At 41.9% G+C, this 13783-nt stretch carries 21 protein-coding genes; 5 read left to right on the top strand and 16 right to left on the bottom strand.

What is annotated here, in order from left to right:
- Positions 1 to 10: 10 nt before the first annotated feature.
- The 3 genes from OW491_RS02420 to OW491_RS02410 all read right to left on the bottom strand — a co-directional run bounded on the left by OW491_RS02420 (position 11) and on the right by OW491_RS02410 (position 1863).
- Positions 11 to 424 carry a GFA family protein gene (locus tag OW491_RS02420; protein ID WP_215152407.1) on the bottom strand — a complete coding sequence of 138 codons (414 nt, stop codon included), beginning with the start codon at positions 422 to 424 and terminating at the stop codon, positions 11 to 13.
- A gap of 23 nt (positions 425 to 447) precedes the next feature.
- Complete coding sequence (locus OW491_RS02415; RefSeq protein ID WP_215152408.1) at positions 448 to 849, bottom strand: hypothetical protein; 402 nt, start codon at positions 847 to 849, stop codon at positions 448 to 450.
- A 105-nt stretch (positions 850 to 954) separates the two neighbouring features.
- The gene (locus tag OW491_RS02410; RefSeq protein ID WP_290034531.1) at positions 955 to 1863 is read right to left on the bottom strand and encodes a LysR family transcriptional regulator; all 909 of its coding nucleotides are present in this window, start codon (positions 1861 to 1863) and stop codon (positions 955 to 957) included.
- An 88-nt stretch (positions 1864 to 1951) separates the two neighbouring features.
- On the opposite strand from OW491_RS02410, the gene OW491_RS02405 reads away from it, so the two are divergent.
- Positions 1952 to 2236: a DUF1330 domain-containing protein gene (locus OW491_RS02405; protein WP_290034530.1), complete on the top strand. Its 285-nt coding sequence runs from the start codon at positions 1952 to 1954 to the stop codon at positions 2234 to 2236.
- 167 nt (positions 2237 to 2403) lie between these two features.
- On the opposite strand, the gene lepB is transcribed toward OW491_RS02405, so the two are convergent.
- The 4 genes from lepB to OW491_RS02385 all read right to left on the bottom strand — a co-directional run bounded on the left by lepB (position 2404) and on the right by OW491_RS02385 (position 5612).
- On the bottom strand, positions 2404 to 3237 hold the full coding sequence (gene lepB / locus OW491_RS02400; protein ID WP_290034529.1) for a signal peptidase I: 834 nt from the start codon (positions 3235 to 3237) through the stop codon (positions 2404 to 2406).
- A gap of 70 nt (positions 3238 to 3307) precedes the next feature.
- Positions 3308 to 3850, bottom strand: a complete 543-nt coding sequence (locus OW491_RS02395) for a DinB family protein (RefSeq protein ID WP_290034528.1) — start codon at positions 3848 to 3850, stop codon at positions 3308 to 3310.
- Positions 3851 to 3907: 57 nt separating this feature from the next.
- Positions 3908 to 4987: a DUF418 domain-containing protein gene (locus OW491_RS02390; protein WP_290034527.1), complete on the bottom strand. Its 1080-nt coding sequence runs from the start codon at positions 4985 to 4987 to the stop codon at positions 3908 to 3910.
- A 235-nt stretch (positions 4988 to 5222) separates the two neighbouring features.
- Positions 5223 to 5612, bottom strand: coding sequence for a GFA family protein (locus OW491_RS02385; RefSeq protein WP_075173554.1), 390 nt, complete (start codon positions 5610 to 5612; stop codon positions 5223 to 5225).
- A gap of 154 nt (positions 5613 to 5766) precedes the next feature.
- Between OW491_RS02385 and OW491_RS02380 the strand changes: the two genes are divergently transcribed.
- Positions 5767 to 6360, top strand: a complete 594-nt coding sequence (locus OW491_RS02380) for a LysE family translocator (RefSeq protein WP_290034526.1) — start codon at positions 5767 to 5769, stop codon at positions 6358 to 6360.
- On the opposite strand, the gene OW491_RS02375 is transcribed toward OW491_RS02380, so the two are convergent.
- The 3 genes from OW491_RS02375 to OW491_RS02365 form a co-directional block, all read right to left on the bottom strand.
- Positions 6322 to 7179, bottom strand: a complete 858-nt coding sequence (locus OW491_RS02375; RefSeq protein ID WP_290034525.1) for an AraC family transcriptional regulator — start codon at positions 7177 to 7179, stop codon at positions 6322 to 6324. The genes OW491_RS02380 and OW491_RS02375 overlap by 39 nt on opposite strands.
- Positions 7180 to 7182: 3 nt before the next feature.
- The gene (locus tag OW491_RS02370) at positions 7183 to 7971 is read right to left on the bottom strand and encodes a DUF2071 domain-containing protein (protein ID WP_290034524.1); all 789 of its coding nucleotides are present in this window, start codon (positions 7969 to 7971) and stop codon (positions 7183 to 7185) included.
- 106 nt (positions 7972 to 8077) lie between these two features.
- On the bottom strand, positions 8078 to 8590 hold the full coding sequence (locus OW491_RS02365) for a hypothetical protein (RefSeq protein WP_290034523.1): 513 nt from the start codon (positions 8588 to 8590) through the stop codon (positions 8078 to 8080).
- Between the two features lie 500 nt (positions 8591 to 9090).
- Here OW491_RS02365 and OW491_RS02360 point away from each other — a divergent pair, with 500 nt between their 5' ends.
- Positions 9091 to 9477 (top strand): hypothetical protein, encoded by a 387-nt coding sequence (locus OW491_RS02360; RefSeq protein WP_290034522.1) that lies wholly within the window; start codon positions 9091 to 9093, stop codon positions 9475 to 9477.
- A gap of 346 nt (positions 9478 to 9823) precedes the next feature.
- Here OW491_RS02360 and OW491_RS02355 read toward each other — a convergent pair whose 3' ends face one another.
- The 3 genes from OW491_RS02355 to OW491_RS18245 all read right to left on the bottom strand — a co-directional run bounded on the left by OW491_RS02355 (position 9824) and on the right by OW491_RS18245 (position 11159).
- A complete protein-coding gene (locus OW491_RS02355) occupies positions 9824 to 10210 on the bottom strand; it encodes a hypothetical protein (protein ID WP_290034521.1) in 387 nt (128 codons plus the stop codon).
- Positions 10211 to 10529: 319 nt separating this feature from the next.
- Entirely contained in the window at positions 10530 to 10931 is a 402-nt protein-coding gene (locus OW491_RS02350; protein ID WP_290034520.1) for a hypothetical protein, read from the bottom strand.
- Between the two features lie 51 nt (positions 10932 to 10982).
- The gene (locus OW491_RS18245; RefSeq protein ID WP_354669555.1) at positions 10983 to 11159 is read right to left on the bottom strand and encodes an IS3 family transposase; all 177 of its coding nucleotides are present in this window, start codon (positions 11157 to 11159) and stop codon (positions 10983 to 10985) included.
- 518 nt (positions 11160 to 11677) lie between these two features.
- Here OW491_RS18245 and OW491_RS02345 point away from each other — a divergent pair.
- Together OW491_RS02345 and OW491_RS02340 are read left to right on the top strand one after the other, a co-directional pair.
- Entirely contained in the window at positions 11678 to 11950 is a 273-nt protein-coding gene (locus OW491_RS02345; protein WP_075172915.1) for a DUF1778 domain-containing protein, read from the top strand.
- The gene (locus OW491_RS02340) at positions 11947 to 12444 is read left to right on the top strand and encodes a GNAT family N-acetyltransferase (protein ID WP_290034519.1); all 498 of its coding nucleotides are present in this window, start codon (positions 11947 to 11949) and stop codon (positions 12442 to 12444) included. Before OW491_RS02345 ends, OW491_RS02340 begins: the two co-directional genes overlap by 4 nt.
- Before the next feature lie 90 nt (positions 12445 to 12534).
- Here OW491_RS02340 and OW491_RS02335 read toward each other — a convergent pair whose 3' ends face one another.
- The 3 genes from OW491_RS02335 to OW491_RS02325 form a co-directional block, all read right to left on the bottom strand.
- Entirely contained in the window at positions 12535 to 12747 is a 213-nt protein-coding gene (locus OW491_RS02335; protein ID WP_290034548.1) for a transposase, read from the bottom strand.
- Positions 12690 to 13040, bottom strand: a complete 351-nt coding sequence (locus OW491_RS02330; protein ID WP_290034518.1) for a transposase — start codon at positions 13038 to 13040, stop codon at positions 12690 to 12692. Before OW491_RS02330 ends, OW491_RS02335 begins: the two co-directional genes overlap by 58 nt.
- 180 nt (positions 13041 to 13220) lie before the next feature.
- Complete coding sequence (locus OW491_RS02325; RefSeq protein ID WP_290034517.1) at positions 13221 to 13754, bottom strand: hypothetical protein; 534 nt, start codon at positions 13752 to 13754, stop codon at positions 13221 to 13223.
- Between the last annotated feature and the right edge of the window lie 29 nt (positions 13755 to 13783).

Raw genomic sequence — 13783 nt, 5'->3', positions numbered from 1 at the left:
AGACATGTACTCAATCACCGCGTGTGGGTAGCTCATCAAAACTGGGCACGTCATCAATATTTTTAAACCACGGTGCGCCATCAGCCACGTAGATTTTCGCCGTTGGCGGTATCGGAACTGGGGTATCCAAACTGCCCGCGGGCACAACCACACTATTAATACTCTCAATCAACACCGGCAGAGCCGCCCCACAATGCTGACAAAAGCTTTTGATATGTAGTGAGTCGGGGTATTGATAGGTTTTAATATCCGATTCGCCCCGCAACCATGTTAACCGGCTACCCGCAGCAAACAAGTTAGCCGCGTGAGCCGAGCCGGTGCCCTTTTGACAACGGGTGCAATGGCATAAAAAGAACGACTGAAAATCCCCTAAAAGCTCATAGCTAACCGCACCACAAAGGCATGATCCTGAATGATGATTCATGAAGACTCCTAATTACCGAAGGCTTAATCAATTTTATGGAACTCTTTAAGAAACTGAGTCCGGCTATTGGCTTCAAACCGGGCATGCTCAGGGTGATTTAAAGGGCGCTTTTTATTATCAAATGCCGGAGCAATATACCCCCATGTCGAGTTTCTAGCGAAATATATAACATAGTCCACATTGCTCTCTTCCCATTTATTTTCAACGAGATGATCTTCCCCAGACGCCTCTACCGTTTTAATCTGAATACGAAAATAATTGGGGCCATCAGAAATAAGAATATCCGTTTGGTGTCCGTTATCTAAAATCGGCGTAAAAACCTGCCACCCATCGTACATCAGCCAACTAACCACCATACTTTCAAAACTCATGTTCTTTAATGTTTGATGGGTATTGGGTTTTGTTTGAGTCAGTCTTCTTGGCATAACATCCTCTGCATACTCGACATGTGAAAGCGATAGAACGCGTTAGCATTATCTGCATATTATTTAATGGCACCCAATATCAGTGCCCTTGTTATCTATTCAGCATTACAGATTCTCGTTGGCAATGCTAAAAAAGTGCTTAATTAGCGAATAGAAACGCTCAACATGGATAGGTTTCGAATGGCTATAGCGGTGCAAATAATAAAAGTGCCAATCCTGTCCATGATAATCAGGTAACACGCGAATCAAACGCCCTTGGCGAAGCTCGTGGTGCGCAATAAATTCAGGAATAAGTGCCAACCCCATACCAGCCATCGTCATATCGACCAACGTACTCAAACTGTTGGTAAAGTATTGATGATTCGTCTTGAGGGTTATCTCTGCTTCATGATTAACACGGTAGAGTTTTATGGCATCCTTTTGCCAAGGTGTCGCAATGAAGGACTGCTGCTCAATATCGGCCAACTGATGCAACGCCCCCGCTTGGTTCATGTAGTTTGGAGTGCAACAAAACACATCCCTCACCCGACCAATGGACTGCGCTTTATACTCACTATCTTTAAGCTTACCGCCAAAAATAGCCGCATCTAAATGATTATGAATTAAATCCTGCCAGCGACCGCTAACGAGCACCTCGGGTTTTATCAAAGGGTATTCCAAACAAAACTGTTTAAGCGCAGGCACCAAAATATTCCTTTCAAAAAAAGGCGGTATGGACACCCGAAAAACGCCACTTGGCTGTTCCTTCTCAGTGTTAACATCTTGCAGCGTATTGAATAAATGCTCAGACAAAAAAGCGCCTTTACTCAGCAGCATCTCGCCCGCTGGCGTTAGTGTTAAACCCCGACTATTTCGAGAGATGAGCTGGGCATTAAGCTCCTCCTCTAAGCGCTTAATCTGCTGACTAATCGCCGACTTACTTAGATTTAGCTTTTTCCCCGCCTGCGTAAATGAGCCCAACTGAGCCACTTCAACAAAAACGAGAAGCAATGGAGCTATTTTCACAGTGTTCATAATTTTAAACGATACGTTAATTTATTGATTATTGTTTAAATATCCAGACCTATTTACCCTTTGTCAACACATAACACAGGAGAACATTATGAGCGCCTATATCATTGTTGAATCAAACGTTATTGATGCAGACAAGCTTGCGCAATACAGCCAACAGGCAGCGAAAACAGTTACCGCCAGCCACGGAGAATTTATTGCCAAAGGTAAGGCCACACTATTAACAGGGAAATCACAGACAGCGAATGGCGCAATTATTCGCTTTGAGAATAAAGAAGCCGCTCAAGCCTGGTATTTCAGCGAAAGCTACCAAGCATTAATCCCCTTAAGAGACCAAGCCATGAATTGCACATTCAAGTTAGTCGATGGGTTATAACGGCCAAAGCAGCTGGCTGCGTTTACGGCTAGCTGCTCTGTTTCTGCTTGCTGACTTATCTATTGAATTGTCTTTCCCATGGAACACCAAATTAGATATCGGGCACCATAAGTTATCGCACTTTTGTGGATAAGATAAACAACAAACAGCTCTAGTGTAGAGAGACTTTATTCGATGATATAAAGTACTTCACCAATAATTCTATCACCGGTTACGTAACCCCAAACCCTGCTATCTGCTGAATTATCTCTATTGTCACCCAGAAAAAAATAGCTATTTTCGGGAATAACAACGGCTTCCATGTCTTTAGAGCGCTGTCCATTGATATGTTGAATTGAGTAACTAATACCGTCCAGCTGTTGCTGATACACAGTTACGTCGTCTGTTTTATACAACCTATCTTTGGTTAATAAAGCACCATTAACACGAATAGCGTTATCCCTAATAGCCACTTTATCACCGGGAATGGCCATTAACCGCTTCACAAAAGGAGTATCTGTATGAGGAGGATAAAATGCATACAGTTTCCCCCTCTGCATAAGATTAGAAGAAGATACTGCACTGCTAATTAAATCCATACCGTATGTTCCATAAGTTCCGAAGCCAAGCTTCTTAACAACTAAATGGTTACCTTGATTAATAGTGGGCCGCATTGAAGCGGAAGGAAAAATAAAAGGCTCATACAGAAAAGATCTAAATAGAAAAACACTCACAAAATAGGTAGCACAGATAACTGGTAAGCCCCACCGCGTGGAGTACCACCCCCGCTTAGTAGCATGTTTAAAGTGCTTAACCACAAACAATGCATGAATGGGGCAGATCAATGAAAAGACTACTGAAAAAAACGTTTGAAACTTCCAATCAATGATAGAAACAACGCAAGATAGCAAAAAATAAACCCAGAATATTTTAGGCCTATTCAAGTATAAAAATGTAAATGCTTGCAGGATTACACCTAAAGCTATTGCTACCCAAATTTTCGGCTTCCAATTATTGTCCAAAATTTATCCTTAGCATCCAAGGTATCCCTATACGACTGTTAATAAAGGCGATGCCCCCCCAATGGCTTGGTTATACACCAGACTCATCCGGAATCAACGCTAGCAAATCCGTGACCCCGATATCAACACCAGCTTGCAAGAGCAACGTAGACACTTGCCCGCGATGATGAGTCTGATGGTTAAAAAAATGATAAACCAGACTCGAATACCGCTTATTAGCCGCAACCCCTTGCGTGTTGTGGTAAGTGAGCACAACATTCAGATCATCTTCGGATAGCTCGGCTATCCAATTAATAATTATGCTATCCAACCGCGTTCGTTGTTGAGACAAGCGACCCAAGTCTTTAAAAAGCATTTGATCCAGGCGCGTTGGCTGTTCAATGCCAGCCGTCTCACGTAACAAACTTACGCAAGCTGGATGGTTAGCCAGCCGCTTTAACCAAATAATATCACCCACCATGATGTGATTAAGTGTGCCCAAAATAGAACCAAAAAAAGCACCACGATCTTTAGCTAACTCTGTATCTGATAGCTGGCTCGCCGCCTCATAAAGCTTTGAGTTCATCCACTGATTGTAAATAGATAACAGCTCAAAATGACCTTTTAGAAGCATTAGGGGTCCTTTTTGTGTATAGCGCTTTATTAAACGAAAAATAGCGGTAGTCTCTTGTTAGCTTGCGCATTTACGAAAAAGCCACTCCAGAGGGCCAGCTTTAAAATATTTGAGCCAAATAACGCTAAAGATAATTCCGCAAACACAGAATATTAATGCACTAAATAATGAAAAATCAATTGTTTGGTTTACTAGTAATCCCAAGTATTCAAGAATTCCCATGCCTAAAATAACATGGGCAACATAAAGGGTTAAAGACAACTTACCTGTCTGACATAACCACTTATGTATTTTACTTTCTGAAAACTTATCAGAAAAATATAAACAACCCACTATCGTAATTACTGCGGAGCTTGCTGCCGAGATCATGTATTGAGGTAAAGGGGGAATAATAGAAATCGAAAATAAGAAGTTAACTTCATCTTCGGTCATTTCTAGTAAAGAGCCGTCTCCAATACTTAATTTTATGAAATAAAACGCCACCTCGATGAGGACCAAGGATACTATAGAACCTAAAAGCAATTTTTTTCTGACAGCCTGTTGAGTTAAATCCTGCCTACCCAGCCACATACCGAATAGTAAAAAAGCGGCCCACGGGAATATTGGGTGAAACCCGTTAAACAATATATGCCTAACCATCCCATCAATCGACCAAAAGTTCTCATAGACGAATGTTCCCCAATTCCAGTTTTTCTCGTAGTTAAAAAACAACATCAAACAAGGAAATACTAGAATAATAACAGCTGATATTAATAGTAGCGTTCTGTTATTAAACATAAAGACAACAGAGGCAATTAAAAAATAGAACCCGTAAAAATGTAGAATATCTGCTTGCCAAATTGGCGTATATAACAACCCTATAAATATCAATAATAAGCCACGCTTTATGAGCGACACACGACTTTTATAAATATATTGACTATCCGAGGATACTCTAGCCTTATCGGTCATAAAGGTTATCCCAATGCCGGCCAGAATAACAAACACAGCAGAAGCTCGCCCTTCAAACAAATGCGCAAAGCTCATTAACAATGGACTGCCTGTCTCTGCATTCATAGCTATTTTGAAATTAACAATAACCATTCCAAAAATTGCTAACGCTCTAGCAATATCAAAACCAGCAACTCTATGATTCATATACACTCCATGTAGGTAACGCCCAGTCATCGCACGTCATTCGATACACCCGCACAAGTCGCTCATGAAACTCCTTATACGTATAGTCTTTGAACCCGGCCTTCTCCGCCACCCTAACGGAGGCTTTATGCTCTGGCTCGATAATAACAACCACTGACAGTGTTTTGACCGAAAGCACATTGCATACCGAAGGGGTTAAAACCAGCGCTTCACATCCCCCACATTGAAACGAGTTTTACTCAAACTCTTGGCACTCTGGCAAGTTGTTGGTGATTGAATACCAGTTCGCTTTTTGTGATACCCAGATATGGTTCTTTTCTTTGCTAGCAAGATCCGTATCTAAAGAGCCTAAGCGCAGTATAAGATGCTCGGTTCTTTCTCGCTTGGCATAAATTTGAGTGCCGCAACTAGAACAAAAATAACGCACCTTGCCTGGGGATGACTCATATGAGCTTAACCACTCTTGACCTGACAAAGTGAAATCACAGTCCTTAACCGCTGCTACACTTGAAAACGCAGCGCCATGCGCTTTTCGGCAGGTTACACAATGACAGTGAACGATGTCCCCTACTTCCCCTGATATTTCATAACTAACTTTGCCACATAGGCAGCTACCGGTAATCATTAGCATCTCGCACTTACTGATTTATGACGTTCTGATTGCGGCAGGTATAGCATTCAGCGGAAATTAGCCAAAAAGAACCACCGCAATTTTGTTCAATACTTCGCCTTGAGGATTACGCAAACTCTAACAAAAGCTAATCGAAAAAGAGACTAACATGACAATCACACTAATTTTACCAATGACGGCATTTGCCCTAGCAGCCTCCATTTCACCCGGGCCTGTCAATTTGGTATGCCTAAGCAGCGGTACTCGCTACCCCCTCTCCAAAGGGCTAATGTTCGTCACCGGCGCAACTCTAGGTTTTATCGTTCTTTTCGTTGCCATTGGTTTGGGTCTTTATTCAATAATGACGGCTGTTCCGGGGCTCAATGAATTATTACGCTGGGCCGGCATTGTATTTTTACTTTATCTTAGTGTTCAGCTATTACGTGATGACGGGCGCCTACATGAAGGAGAGACCCACAAAGCACCGGGGTTTTTAACCGGCGCGATTATGCAATGGCTCAACCCAAAAGCTTGGTTAGCTTCAGCGTCGGGGATTGGTGCTTACACGAGTGGCCACGACCTACGAGAGGTCATCATATTTGCGATGCTCTATATGCCCATCTGCTGGCTATCGCTAAGTTGTTGGGTTTATGCTGGCGTTTACTTGCGTCGCTACATTCAACGCCCCATTGTCTTGGTTATACTGAACCGCGTACTGGCACTGCTACTCGTCGCCAGTTGTATCTACCTGATGATTGGGTAAAGATTGACGGTATTGCATTGGAGTTGCAGCCAGCAATTTTTTGAAGGTGCGCTGAAAATGTGGCTGATCAGCAAAGCCCACATTTACGGCGGTTTCGGCAATAGGCTTGCCTCGTTTCAGCTCTCGTTGCCCGTATTGGATCCGGTAATTGATCTGATACGCATGTGGGGTTAAACCAAAGTGATGTTTAAAAGAGCGAATTAGATGCCCTGGGCTATACCCGGAAAGCTCACACAAGCTATCCAAGGACACCTCCAACGCAGCATTAGCCTTTACGTACTCAGCCACCGCTTGCAACTTGTCAGGTGCCTTTATTCGCGGTTGAGCCGTTTGATCTGACAATTCGTGCATCAGAGCTGTCAGGTATTCCACAACAGTTGTTTGCTTTTCCAGTAGCTCTCGATCCGACCGAAGTAAGCAATCTGCCATCTGACAAAAACCCACATACCACCCGTTATCAGACATAGTGGCTGTCATGATATCTTCCCAATGAGGTTTATCCAAAAGGCCCGCCTCATATCGCAAATTCGTTAACCAATCAGTGTCGATATAGAGCATCAGGTAGCCCCAAGGCTGATCCTTGATTGGGTTACAGGCATGGACCGAGTGAGGATTAATAACAACCAAATTTCCTTCATTGAGCGTTAGTTGATTACCCCGATAGAGAAACGTGCTTTGGCCTTCTGTTATGGCGCCTAAGGACCATTGGGTATGGCTGTGGGGAGCGTAGCAAACCTCCCTGCCGTTGATAACCTTGCGCAACTCCACATAAGGCATACGCGAATCTCGCCAAAACTGAGGCTTACTTGAACCGTTCATATTCTACTCAATGACAGTGGGTGGTAAATAAATAGTGAACTCATTGATAGGCTCGATTAATACGCTGTAGGGCGAGCTTTGCTCCGATTCCATAACAATTCCTAGCGTAGATAATAGCTTGAAATTAGCTGATCCTAACTGCGCTGGCTTAACTGCTAGCTCTTTATGCCAGACTCGATATGTCCCGAGTTTACCATCCCGGCGATAATAGAAACCTGCTAATGGGTGTGTTAAGTACACCAAAGCTGATTCAACGTCAGGAAACCCGGGGAAATCAAACTGATCAGATTCTGACTGAATCAAGCTCACCGTCGCCTCTGCCCAGTTGGAAGTGGTTTGCATGTGATACTTATCATAAAGACCAGAAGCTTCATTGACCGTGCAATCAAACTTCACTTTTCCCGCATGCCACGGAAGGTTCCAAACATATCTTGGCACCGCGAGTGTCCTCGAGTCTAATGTCGTACCGAGAAACCATACACACCGCTCTCCCGTCTCGGTGTCTATTATGTAGATTCGGTAGTTTGTCTGCCCCATCGTAAATTTAGGAAATGGAAAAACGGCTGAAGTAAAATCAACATCAATAAAGGGCACAACCGAAATCAGCCCCATTTCTTGGCCGCCTATCTCGACCGTATCTAACTGAAACCGCTCAGGAAAAATCCCCTTAAACCTATCCGCCGGAACGGCATAGGTAATGATTGCAAAATGTTTTAAGCTACATAAAACATCTATCCCTTGCGGCTTAGGCCTTTCAATCAAATAGTCTTTTAACTTCCGTGATTCTTGCACGATACATCCCTGTGGTTTAACTGTTTAACTTACGCTAATGAGGAGCATTAATGACGCTGTAATGGCGAAGCCGCACCATGTATTCCCCCTTTCGAACGCCTTGTTATTATGTAGTTGGACAACTGGTGTCATTTAAGACAGATACGTTTGAATTAAAGCGACTCAACAGACGTGAAAATTCCTGCGAGGGTGCTACTTCGCTCCTAAATACCTCACGAGCCTTGTCCCCATCCTTGTGATCGCCCAGTGAATTGTACAATTCGACTTTGTCGTCACTTATCTTGAATTTAGGGTATTGGAGGCTTAATTCATTTTTTATCGATGGATTTAAAACTAGCCATTGATGTAATGGCTTCTCTGTTTGTATTTTTTCAGGAGCATCAGCAACATAAATAGTAAAGGCGATAAAACGTTGTTCAATAAGGGCTAACTGGGTATCTCTGTAGCGATACGTAACCTCCTTAAGCTCCGGGTGGTTAGCTACCATTAAATTAGAGTAGTCATGCTGCCACTGGGTTTGTAAATCTGCGTATTTTTTGTATTTTTGGTGCAAGCATTCATTACCTAGTGCACTGGATGCAAAGAAAGAGATAGCAACAGACAGTATCCAATATTTCATACAAACCTCAAAACAACATAGCGCTCGCTCAGCGCGAAAAATTTATTGGGCTAATTCTGTAACTTTGTAGTGTTTAAAACGTGCCATCCATTGCACCTAGTGGGTAGCGTATGTTTAGAGCAACGAACAAACGTTCGATCTCAAGTATAGGGTCTCTGGTACTTATAAGACAGCATCAACAGAAAATTCAGAAACACGACGAGCCAGATCTAATGTTTCTACATAGAAACAAACAAGGACAATATGACACTCTTAAGCAAGACCTGCTAAAACACACAAAGCACTCCGAAAGTGCATTCTCAAATAACCCTTATTTTTCGTAGATTTCAGGTACAATGTCGCCCGATATGTTGTCTGGTTTTCGCCTACAAGCTATACCGACAATTTATTTTTTACGGTAACCTACCGTATAAAGCTGAAAAATAATGAAAAAGGAGTCCTACCTGATTTTTTAATACTATTAACATTCGCAAGGCAGAAAGCCTCTATGAGGAAGTAAAATGAAAAAAAACTACATATTACTTTCTTCGATATTTTTATTAGTTATTGTTTATTCTGGCCATCACCTAATAAAGCTAGGCTTTGCCGAGAATTATCAAACCAATATCGGCAGTATTAATTACCATATTTTAGCAAGCGGACAAGCAAAAGAGATAGTAAAAGTAACCCCGTCTTCTATAACTCGCTACGAATACACGTTCGGGGACAACGGCCCTATTAAAGAGACACTATATTTCAAGACGGCACTCGATAGCACTTTAAAAGAAAAAATCACACAGTATTTAATGGCTAAAAACTTCATTAAGGCCAAAAGTAATTTTGTTTTTTTAGATTCAACGCAAGAAACCGAAATCCATATCGAATTAGATATCAATCGATATCTATAGCTACTAATCCCGCAAAAAGCAGCGGGATCATCTTGGTTTGCTCGTAATTGTAGTGTTTAAATCGTGCCATCCGTTGCACCTAACGAGGTAAAGTTAGTTTGGTACAGTTTAACTGAGCTTTTGGTCGTAGGTTGATGAGTGCTAATCTAGCTGCCTCAACGCCCTTCTTAGGTATTGTCATACTTAATATTTTCCATAAATTTCTTTGCTGTATCAAAATTTGAATGCTGTACTAGAGAAGAAACAGCTACCACAAACAAAGATATTACAAACGTCACAACGGATAAATCACTCAGGATAGAAATTCCTTGGATATAAATGGGTATTAATGCTAAAGAGGCAGTTACTATATAACATATAAGAAACCAAGTACTTGCATACTTTCGTACGATGTCCTTATCGTATTTTTTTTCCAACTATATTTTTGAGACTCCTGACTGAATGTAACAAAATTACCAATTGTGCCGCGTTGTGAAATTGAAGATGAAGGGGTTGATTGCGAAAGTAGCAACTTGATTTCTTCAATAGAATATAGCTTTCCAGTAATAGCGAAGAAACCCTTTTCAAGAGTATACCGATGCTCTTCATTTGTATGTAGATCTGATATATATTGTTTCGTGAACGCATATTCATCTCTTCTCTTAGAAGAATGCGCCAACACGAGATCTATAACTACCTTATATATCGCGAATAAACTTACAAATACACCTACTAATTTTGTGATATCTTCCATCGATCCTCCTAACTCCTAACGACTAGCACAGCAAAACCACGACCCTGTACCAGCAAATCACTTTAAACCACAAGCGCCGAACTAAACTTGGGTTGATGGTGCTCTTTGTTATAAGCCATTTTCTGGTATTGACTTAATATATCGTTCAAATCTCCCAATATAGGAAAGCGCCACTTTAATTAACAACGTTGATATACCAAAAACATTTTGTTGTTCTTCAAATATGTCTAGCATTCTTCGAAGCTGATCGTCAGTGTAATCTTTACTACTTCGTAAATTACGTATAGCCTCAAAATTTAAATTTGAAATATACGCTACTTCATGGAATTTTTTCACTAAGGGTTCTTACTCGCATCGACTTTTGAGACACCATACTGGATGAAACATGTATATTGTAGTTTCTCAATAGCTTGATCATATGCAAAATAGGGTCTGTAGTTTTATAAATTTTGAACAACGGTGGATCAATGTCATGGTACTCATCAAGAATGAATTCTTCTAATGCAATCAATTCACTTAATGCAGCCCTGATGTATGCTTCAACTATTGGTTTACAAGGCACCTTATGTTTATCAGGTTCTGATTCTATTTTTGACGCTATATAAATTACGGCACAAGTTTTATCGTAAACCTCAGGTAGAGCTTTGTACTTTTCATCAGGTAGAGGAAATAAAAAATAACCGTGTTCTACTCTGATGTGATTTTCGAAATCCAATTTCATTCACATTCATTCCCTTTGGCTTTGGTCTTACCCATAAAAAGTAGACACTCGTTATGCGTTTATACGCTCATACTCAGCGGGGCTGATATAACCCAAAGCTGAATGCCTTCTTACACGGTTATAAAATACTTCAATGTACCCGAAGATACCCGACTTCGCGTCCTCTATCGAGTGATAATCCTCCGCATACACCAACTCTACTTTTAAGCGACTAAAGAAAGACTCCATCCCAGCAATTCGCTCGCCTACTCATGCTGATTTGGCAGCCATATCGGCGCATGAAATCTTTGTATTTAATCGACCGGTACTACGCACCTCGATCAGAATGAATAATGAATCACCGCTTGTTTCACAGCTTCCCTACGTTGGCTCACTGGGATTTTATCTCTGGCTATCCATTTATAATAACCTGATCGCGATACACTCATAACTCGACACATAAGGCTTAACATATATTCTGATCTAAATTCAGCGATCAGCGCGTACTTCACTCTTGCTGCTTCGCGAAGCACCTAAGGGCATCAATACGCCGCCACCTTCTTTAAGAACTCATTTTCTTTTTTAATTTCAGACAGCTCACGCTTAAGCTTACGCACTTCTTAGCTGTCAGGTTTGGAGTAATCGACGCCATTTAGGCTCTTAAATTGTTTGTTATTTTGCGTGCCAAAGTGACACACGGATTGCTTATTGCACACTTTAAGACCATAATACATATGTGACATTTTGACACAATAGGAGATAACATTATGGCTACTACTTTGCCTCGCATCACCGCTAGAGTTGATGTCGATACACAAGACTTACTTACTAAGGCTGCCGCGATCGCTGGCATGTCTAGCATCAACTCGTTTGTTCTAAGCGCTGCAATCGAAAAAGCTAAACAAGTCATCGAACGTGAACAGGCTTTAAAACTGAGCCAAGCAGATGCGATATTGCTCATGGAAGCTTTAGACCGTCCTGCAACACAGAACTCAAAACTAAAAGCTGCTGCTGATCGATACGAGAGCAAAACTCAATGATGAATACGGTACTTCTAGATAAAGCTAAACACGATAGAAACCGATTCAACTGTGGCATCGAAGCTCTCAATAATTACTTAAAAGTAATGGCGAGTCAGCAAGCAAAGAAGGACAACACCAGAACGTTTGTTTTGGAAGATGATAGCGACAACTCACATGTCATCGGCTTTTACACGCTAACAATGACACCAATTGACTTACAGGCATTGCCTGATAAGTTACAAAAAAAGCACCAATCATCCACCTCTGGTGGTCTGATTGCCCGTCTTGCTGTCGATGACCGATACAAAGGGAAAGGCTTTGGTGAGTGGCTGCTTATCGACGCACTCAGAAAGCTATTAGCCGCTAGTGATAGCGTTGCATTTCCAGTTGTTATCGTTGATGCCAAAGACGGAGCAAAACAATTCTATGAACGCTATGGTTTTCAAGCATTTCAAGACGCCGAAAACAAACTCTTCATCACCATTGCAGATGTGAGAGCAAGCTTAGGCTAGTTAACCTCTAGCCTTTAGCAAACTAACAAGACTGTCGGATTAGACATTTAACACAATAAAACCTCATCCCACAGCGCTCCTTGTTGATTATTAATGCATCACCTGACCCTGCGTCGCTATTTTCTCAATGTTGTGCACCATGCAGTACAGCAACCATTGCGCATTGACCTTGTCTTTAACTCTTAACGTAAATCGCTTCAGGCCTTTATTACTCTCTAAATTACCGAACACCGGCTCTACTGTCCCTAGCCGTTTGCTGTAGATATGCCGACCCATCGGGATGTCTGTCTTGGCTTGTGCGATGCGGTTGGCAGCGCTATGAAGATGATGTTCTCTCGGCAGGCTTGCGCTATTTTTCGGCTGGAGGTAATGCCACGTGAATACGCGAAAAGGTCAATTTTGAGCAAGAGCGCAGGATCATAAGCGGGAGCGCCGTTGTAGTCATTTCGATAACGGGATTCAAACACAGTGAGGTCGAGTTCATTATCAACAACATGGTTAAGGGTGTATTCAAACGTACCCGGTTGTATCTGATCCGCAAAACGCAGCGGGATCATCTTGGTTTGCTCGTAATCGTAGTGTTTAAATCGTGCCATCCGTTGCACCTAACGAGGTAATGTTAGTTTGGAACAGTTTAACTGAGATTTTGGCCGCAGGTCGAGAGGTGTAGGAGTAATCCGACAGCCTCAACGCCATAGCAAGGGGCAGGCAAAGCGAAGCTGTGGCTGTCCCGCGTAGGCGGCTCTTAAGACGCCGAAGCAAACTTGACCACCTTGTTATAAGCCATTTTTATACGCAAATGATAGAGCAGAAAAAAGAGCTTCCCGTTTATTCAAAAGCTCTTCTCTTACTTCATTCATATGCCCTTCGGTAAGAGATTCTTTTTCGTAGTAACAGTTACGTCGCATTGCTTTGAGATAATCACCGTAAGAGCGAAGTAGCTTTGCTGGCTCTATAAGACCTAGCAGTAACAATTTAGATTCGGCTACTGTCAGGCTTTTAAATGAATTGAATAGGTCATCTTTAGTTTTTTCTAATTCATCTTTTCGTTTTTCAGTTAAATCCATTCCTTGGTTGTTGTTTCTCACCCATTCAATAATTAGCGCCCAATATTTTAATGATACGTGTGTTATTTCTTCTATATCAGCTCCAACAGACTCAAGAGCGTCGTAGTGGCGCTTTCCCTTTTCCTTAGAGTGGTCGTGCTTGTGATTGAGTTTAGTTACCAACAAGGTGCCTATAAGAGTAATAGAGCCACCAAGGCCGATCTTTACTGCGGTATCAATAACTTCGATAGTCGTTGTTGGCACTTTAGCTCCTTAACTTATAAAGCCGCGCT

This window comes from Neptunomonas sp. CHC150 (genome assembly GCF_030397555.1).
Classification (GTDB): Bacteria; Pseudomonadota; Gammaproteobacteria; order Pseudomonadales; family Balneatricaceae; genus Neptunomonas; species Neptunomonas phycophila.
Note: the sequence above shows the minus strand (reverse complement) of the source record. Positions and strands in the feature narration are given on the sequence as shown.

Excerpts from the sequence above, each read along its gene's own strand:
- OW491_RS02420 (WP_215152407.1), bottom strand. The coding sequence starts at position 424 with ATGAATCATCATTCAGGATCATGCCTTTGTGGTGCGGTTAGCTATGAG.
- OW491_RS02415 (WP_215152408.1), bottom strand. The coding sequence starts at position 849 with ATGCCAAGAAGACTGACTCAAACAAAACCCAATACCCATCAAACATTA.
- OW491_RS02410 (WP_290034531.1), bottom strand. The coding sequence starts at position 1,863 with ATGAACACTGTGAAAATAGCTCCATTGCTTCTCGTTTTTGTTGAAGTG.
- OW491_RS02405 (WP_290034530.1), top strand. The coding sequence starts at position 1,952 with ATGAGCGCCTATATCATTGTTGAATCAAACGTTATTGATGCAGACAAG.
- OW491_RS02395 (WP_290034528.1), bottom strand. The coding sequence starts at position 3,850 with ATGCTTCTAAAAGGTCATTTTGAGCTGTTATCTATTTACAATCAGTGG.
- OW491_RS02390 (WP_290034527.1), bottom strand. The coding sequence starts at position 4,987 with ATGAATCATAGAGTTGCTGGTTTTGATATTGCTAGAGCGTTAGCAATT.
- OW491_RS02385 (WP_075173554.1), bottom strand. The coding sequence starts at position 5,612 with ATGATTACCGGTAGCTGCCTATGTGGCAAAGTTAGTTATGAAATATCA.
- OW491_RS02380 (WP_290034526.1), top strand. The coding sequence starts at position 5,767 with ATGACAATCACACTAATTTTACCAATGACGGCATTTGCCCTAGCAGCC.
- OW491_RS02375 (WP_290034525.1), bottom strand. The coding sequence starts at position 7,179 with ATGAACGGTTCAAGTAAGCCTCAGTTTTGGCGAGATTCGCGTATGCCT.
- OW491_RS02365 (WP_290034523.1), bottom strand. The coding sequence starts at position 8,590 with ATGAAATATTGGATACTGTCTGTTGCTATCTCTTTCTTTGCATCCAGT.
- OW491_RS02360 (WP_290034522.1), top strand. The coding sequence starts at position 9,091 with ATGAAAAAAAACTACATATTACTTTCTTCGATATTTTTATTAGTTATT.
- OW491_RS02355 (WP_290034521.1), bottom strand. The coding sequence starts at position 10,210 with ATGGAAGATATCACAAAATTAGTAGGTGTATTTGTAAGTTTATTCGCG.
- OW491_RS02350 (WP_290034520.1), bottom strand. The coding sequence starts at position 10,931 with ATGAAATTGGATTTCGAAAATCACATCAGAGTAGAACACGGTTATTTT.
- OW491_RS18245 (WP_354669555.1), bottom strand. The coding sequence starts at position 11,159 with ATGGAGTCTTTCTTTAGTCGCTTAAAAGTAGAGTTGGTGTATGCGGAG.
- OW491_RS02345 (WP_075172915.1), top strand. The coding sequence starts at position 11,678 with ATGGCTACTACTTTGCCTCGCATCACCGCTAGAGTTGATGTCGATACA.
- OW491_RS02340 (WP_290034519.1), top strand. The coding sequence starts at position 11,947 with ATGATGAATACGGTACTTCTAGATAAAGCTAAACACGATAGAAACCGA.
- OW491_RS02330 (WP_290034518.1), bottom strand. The coding sequence starts at position 13,040 with ATGGCACGATTTAAACACTACGATTACGAGCAAACCAAGATGATCCCG.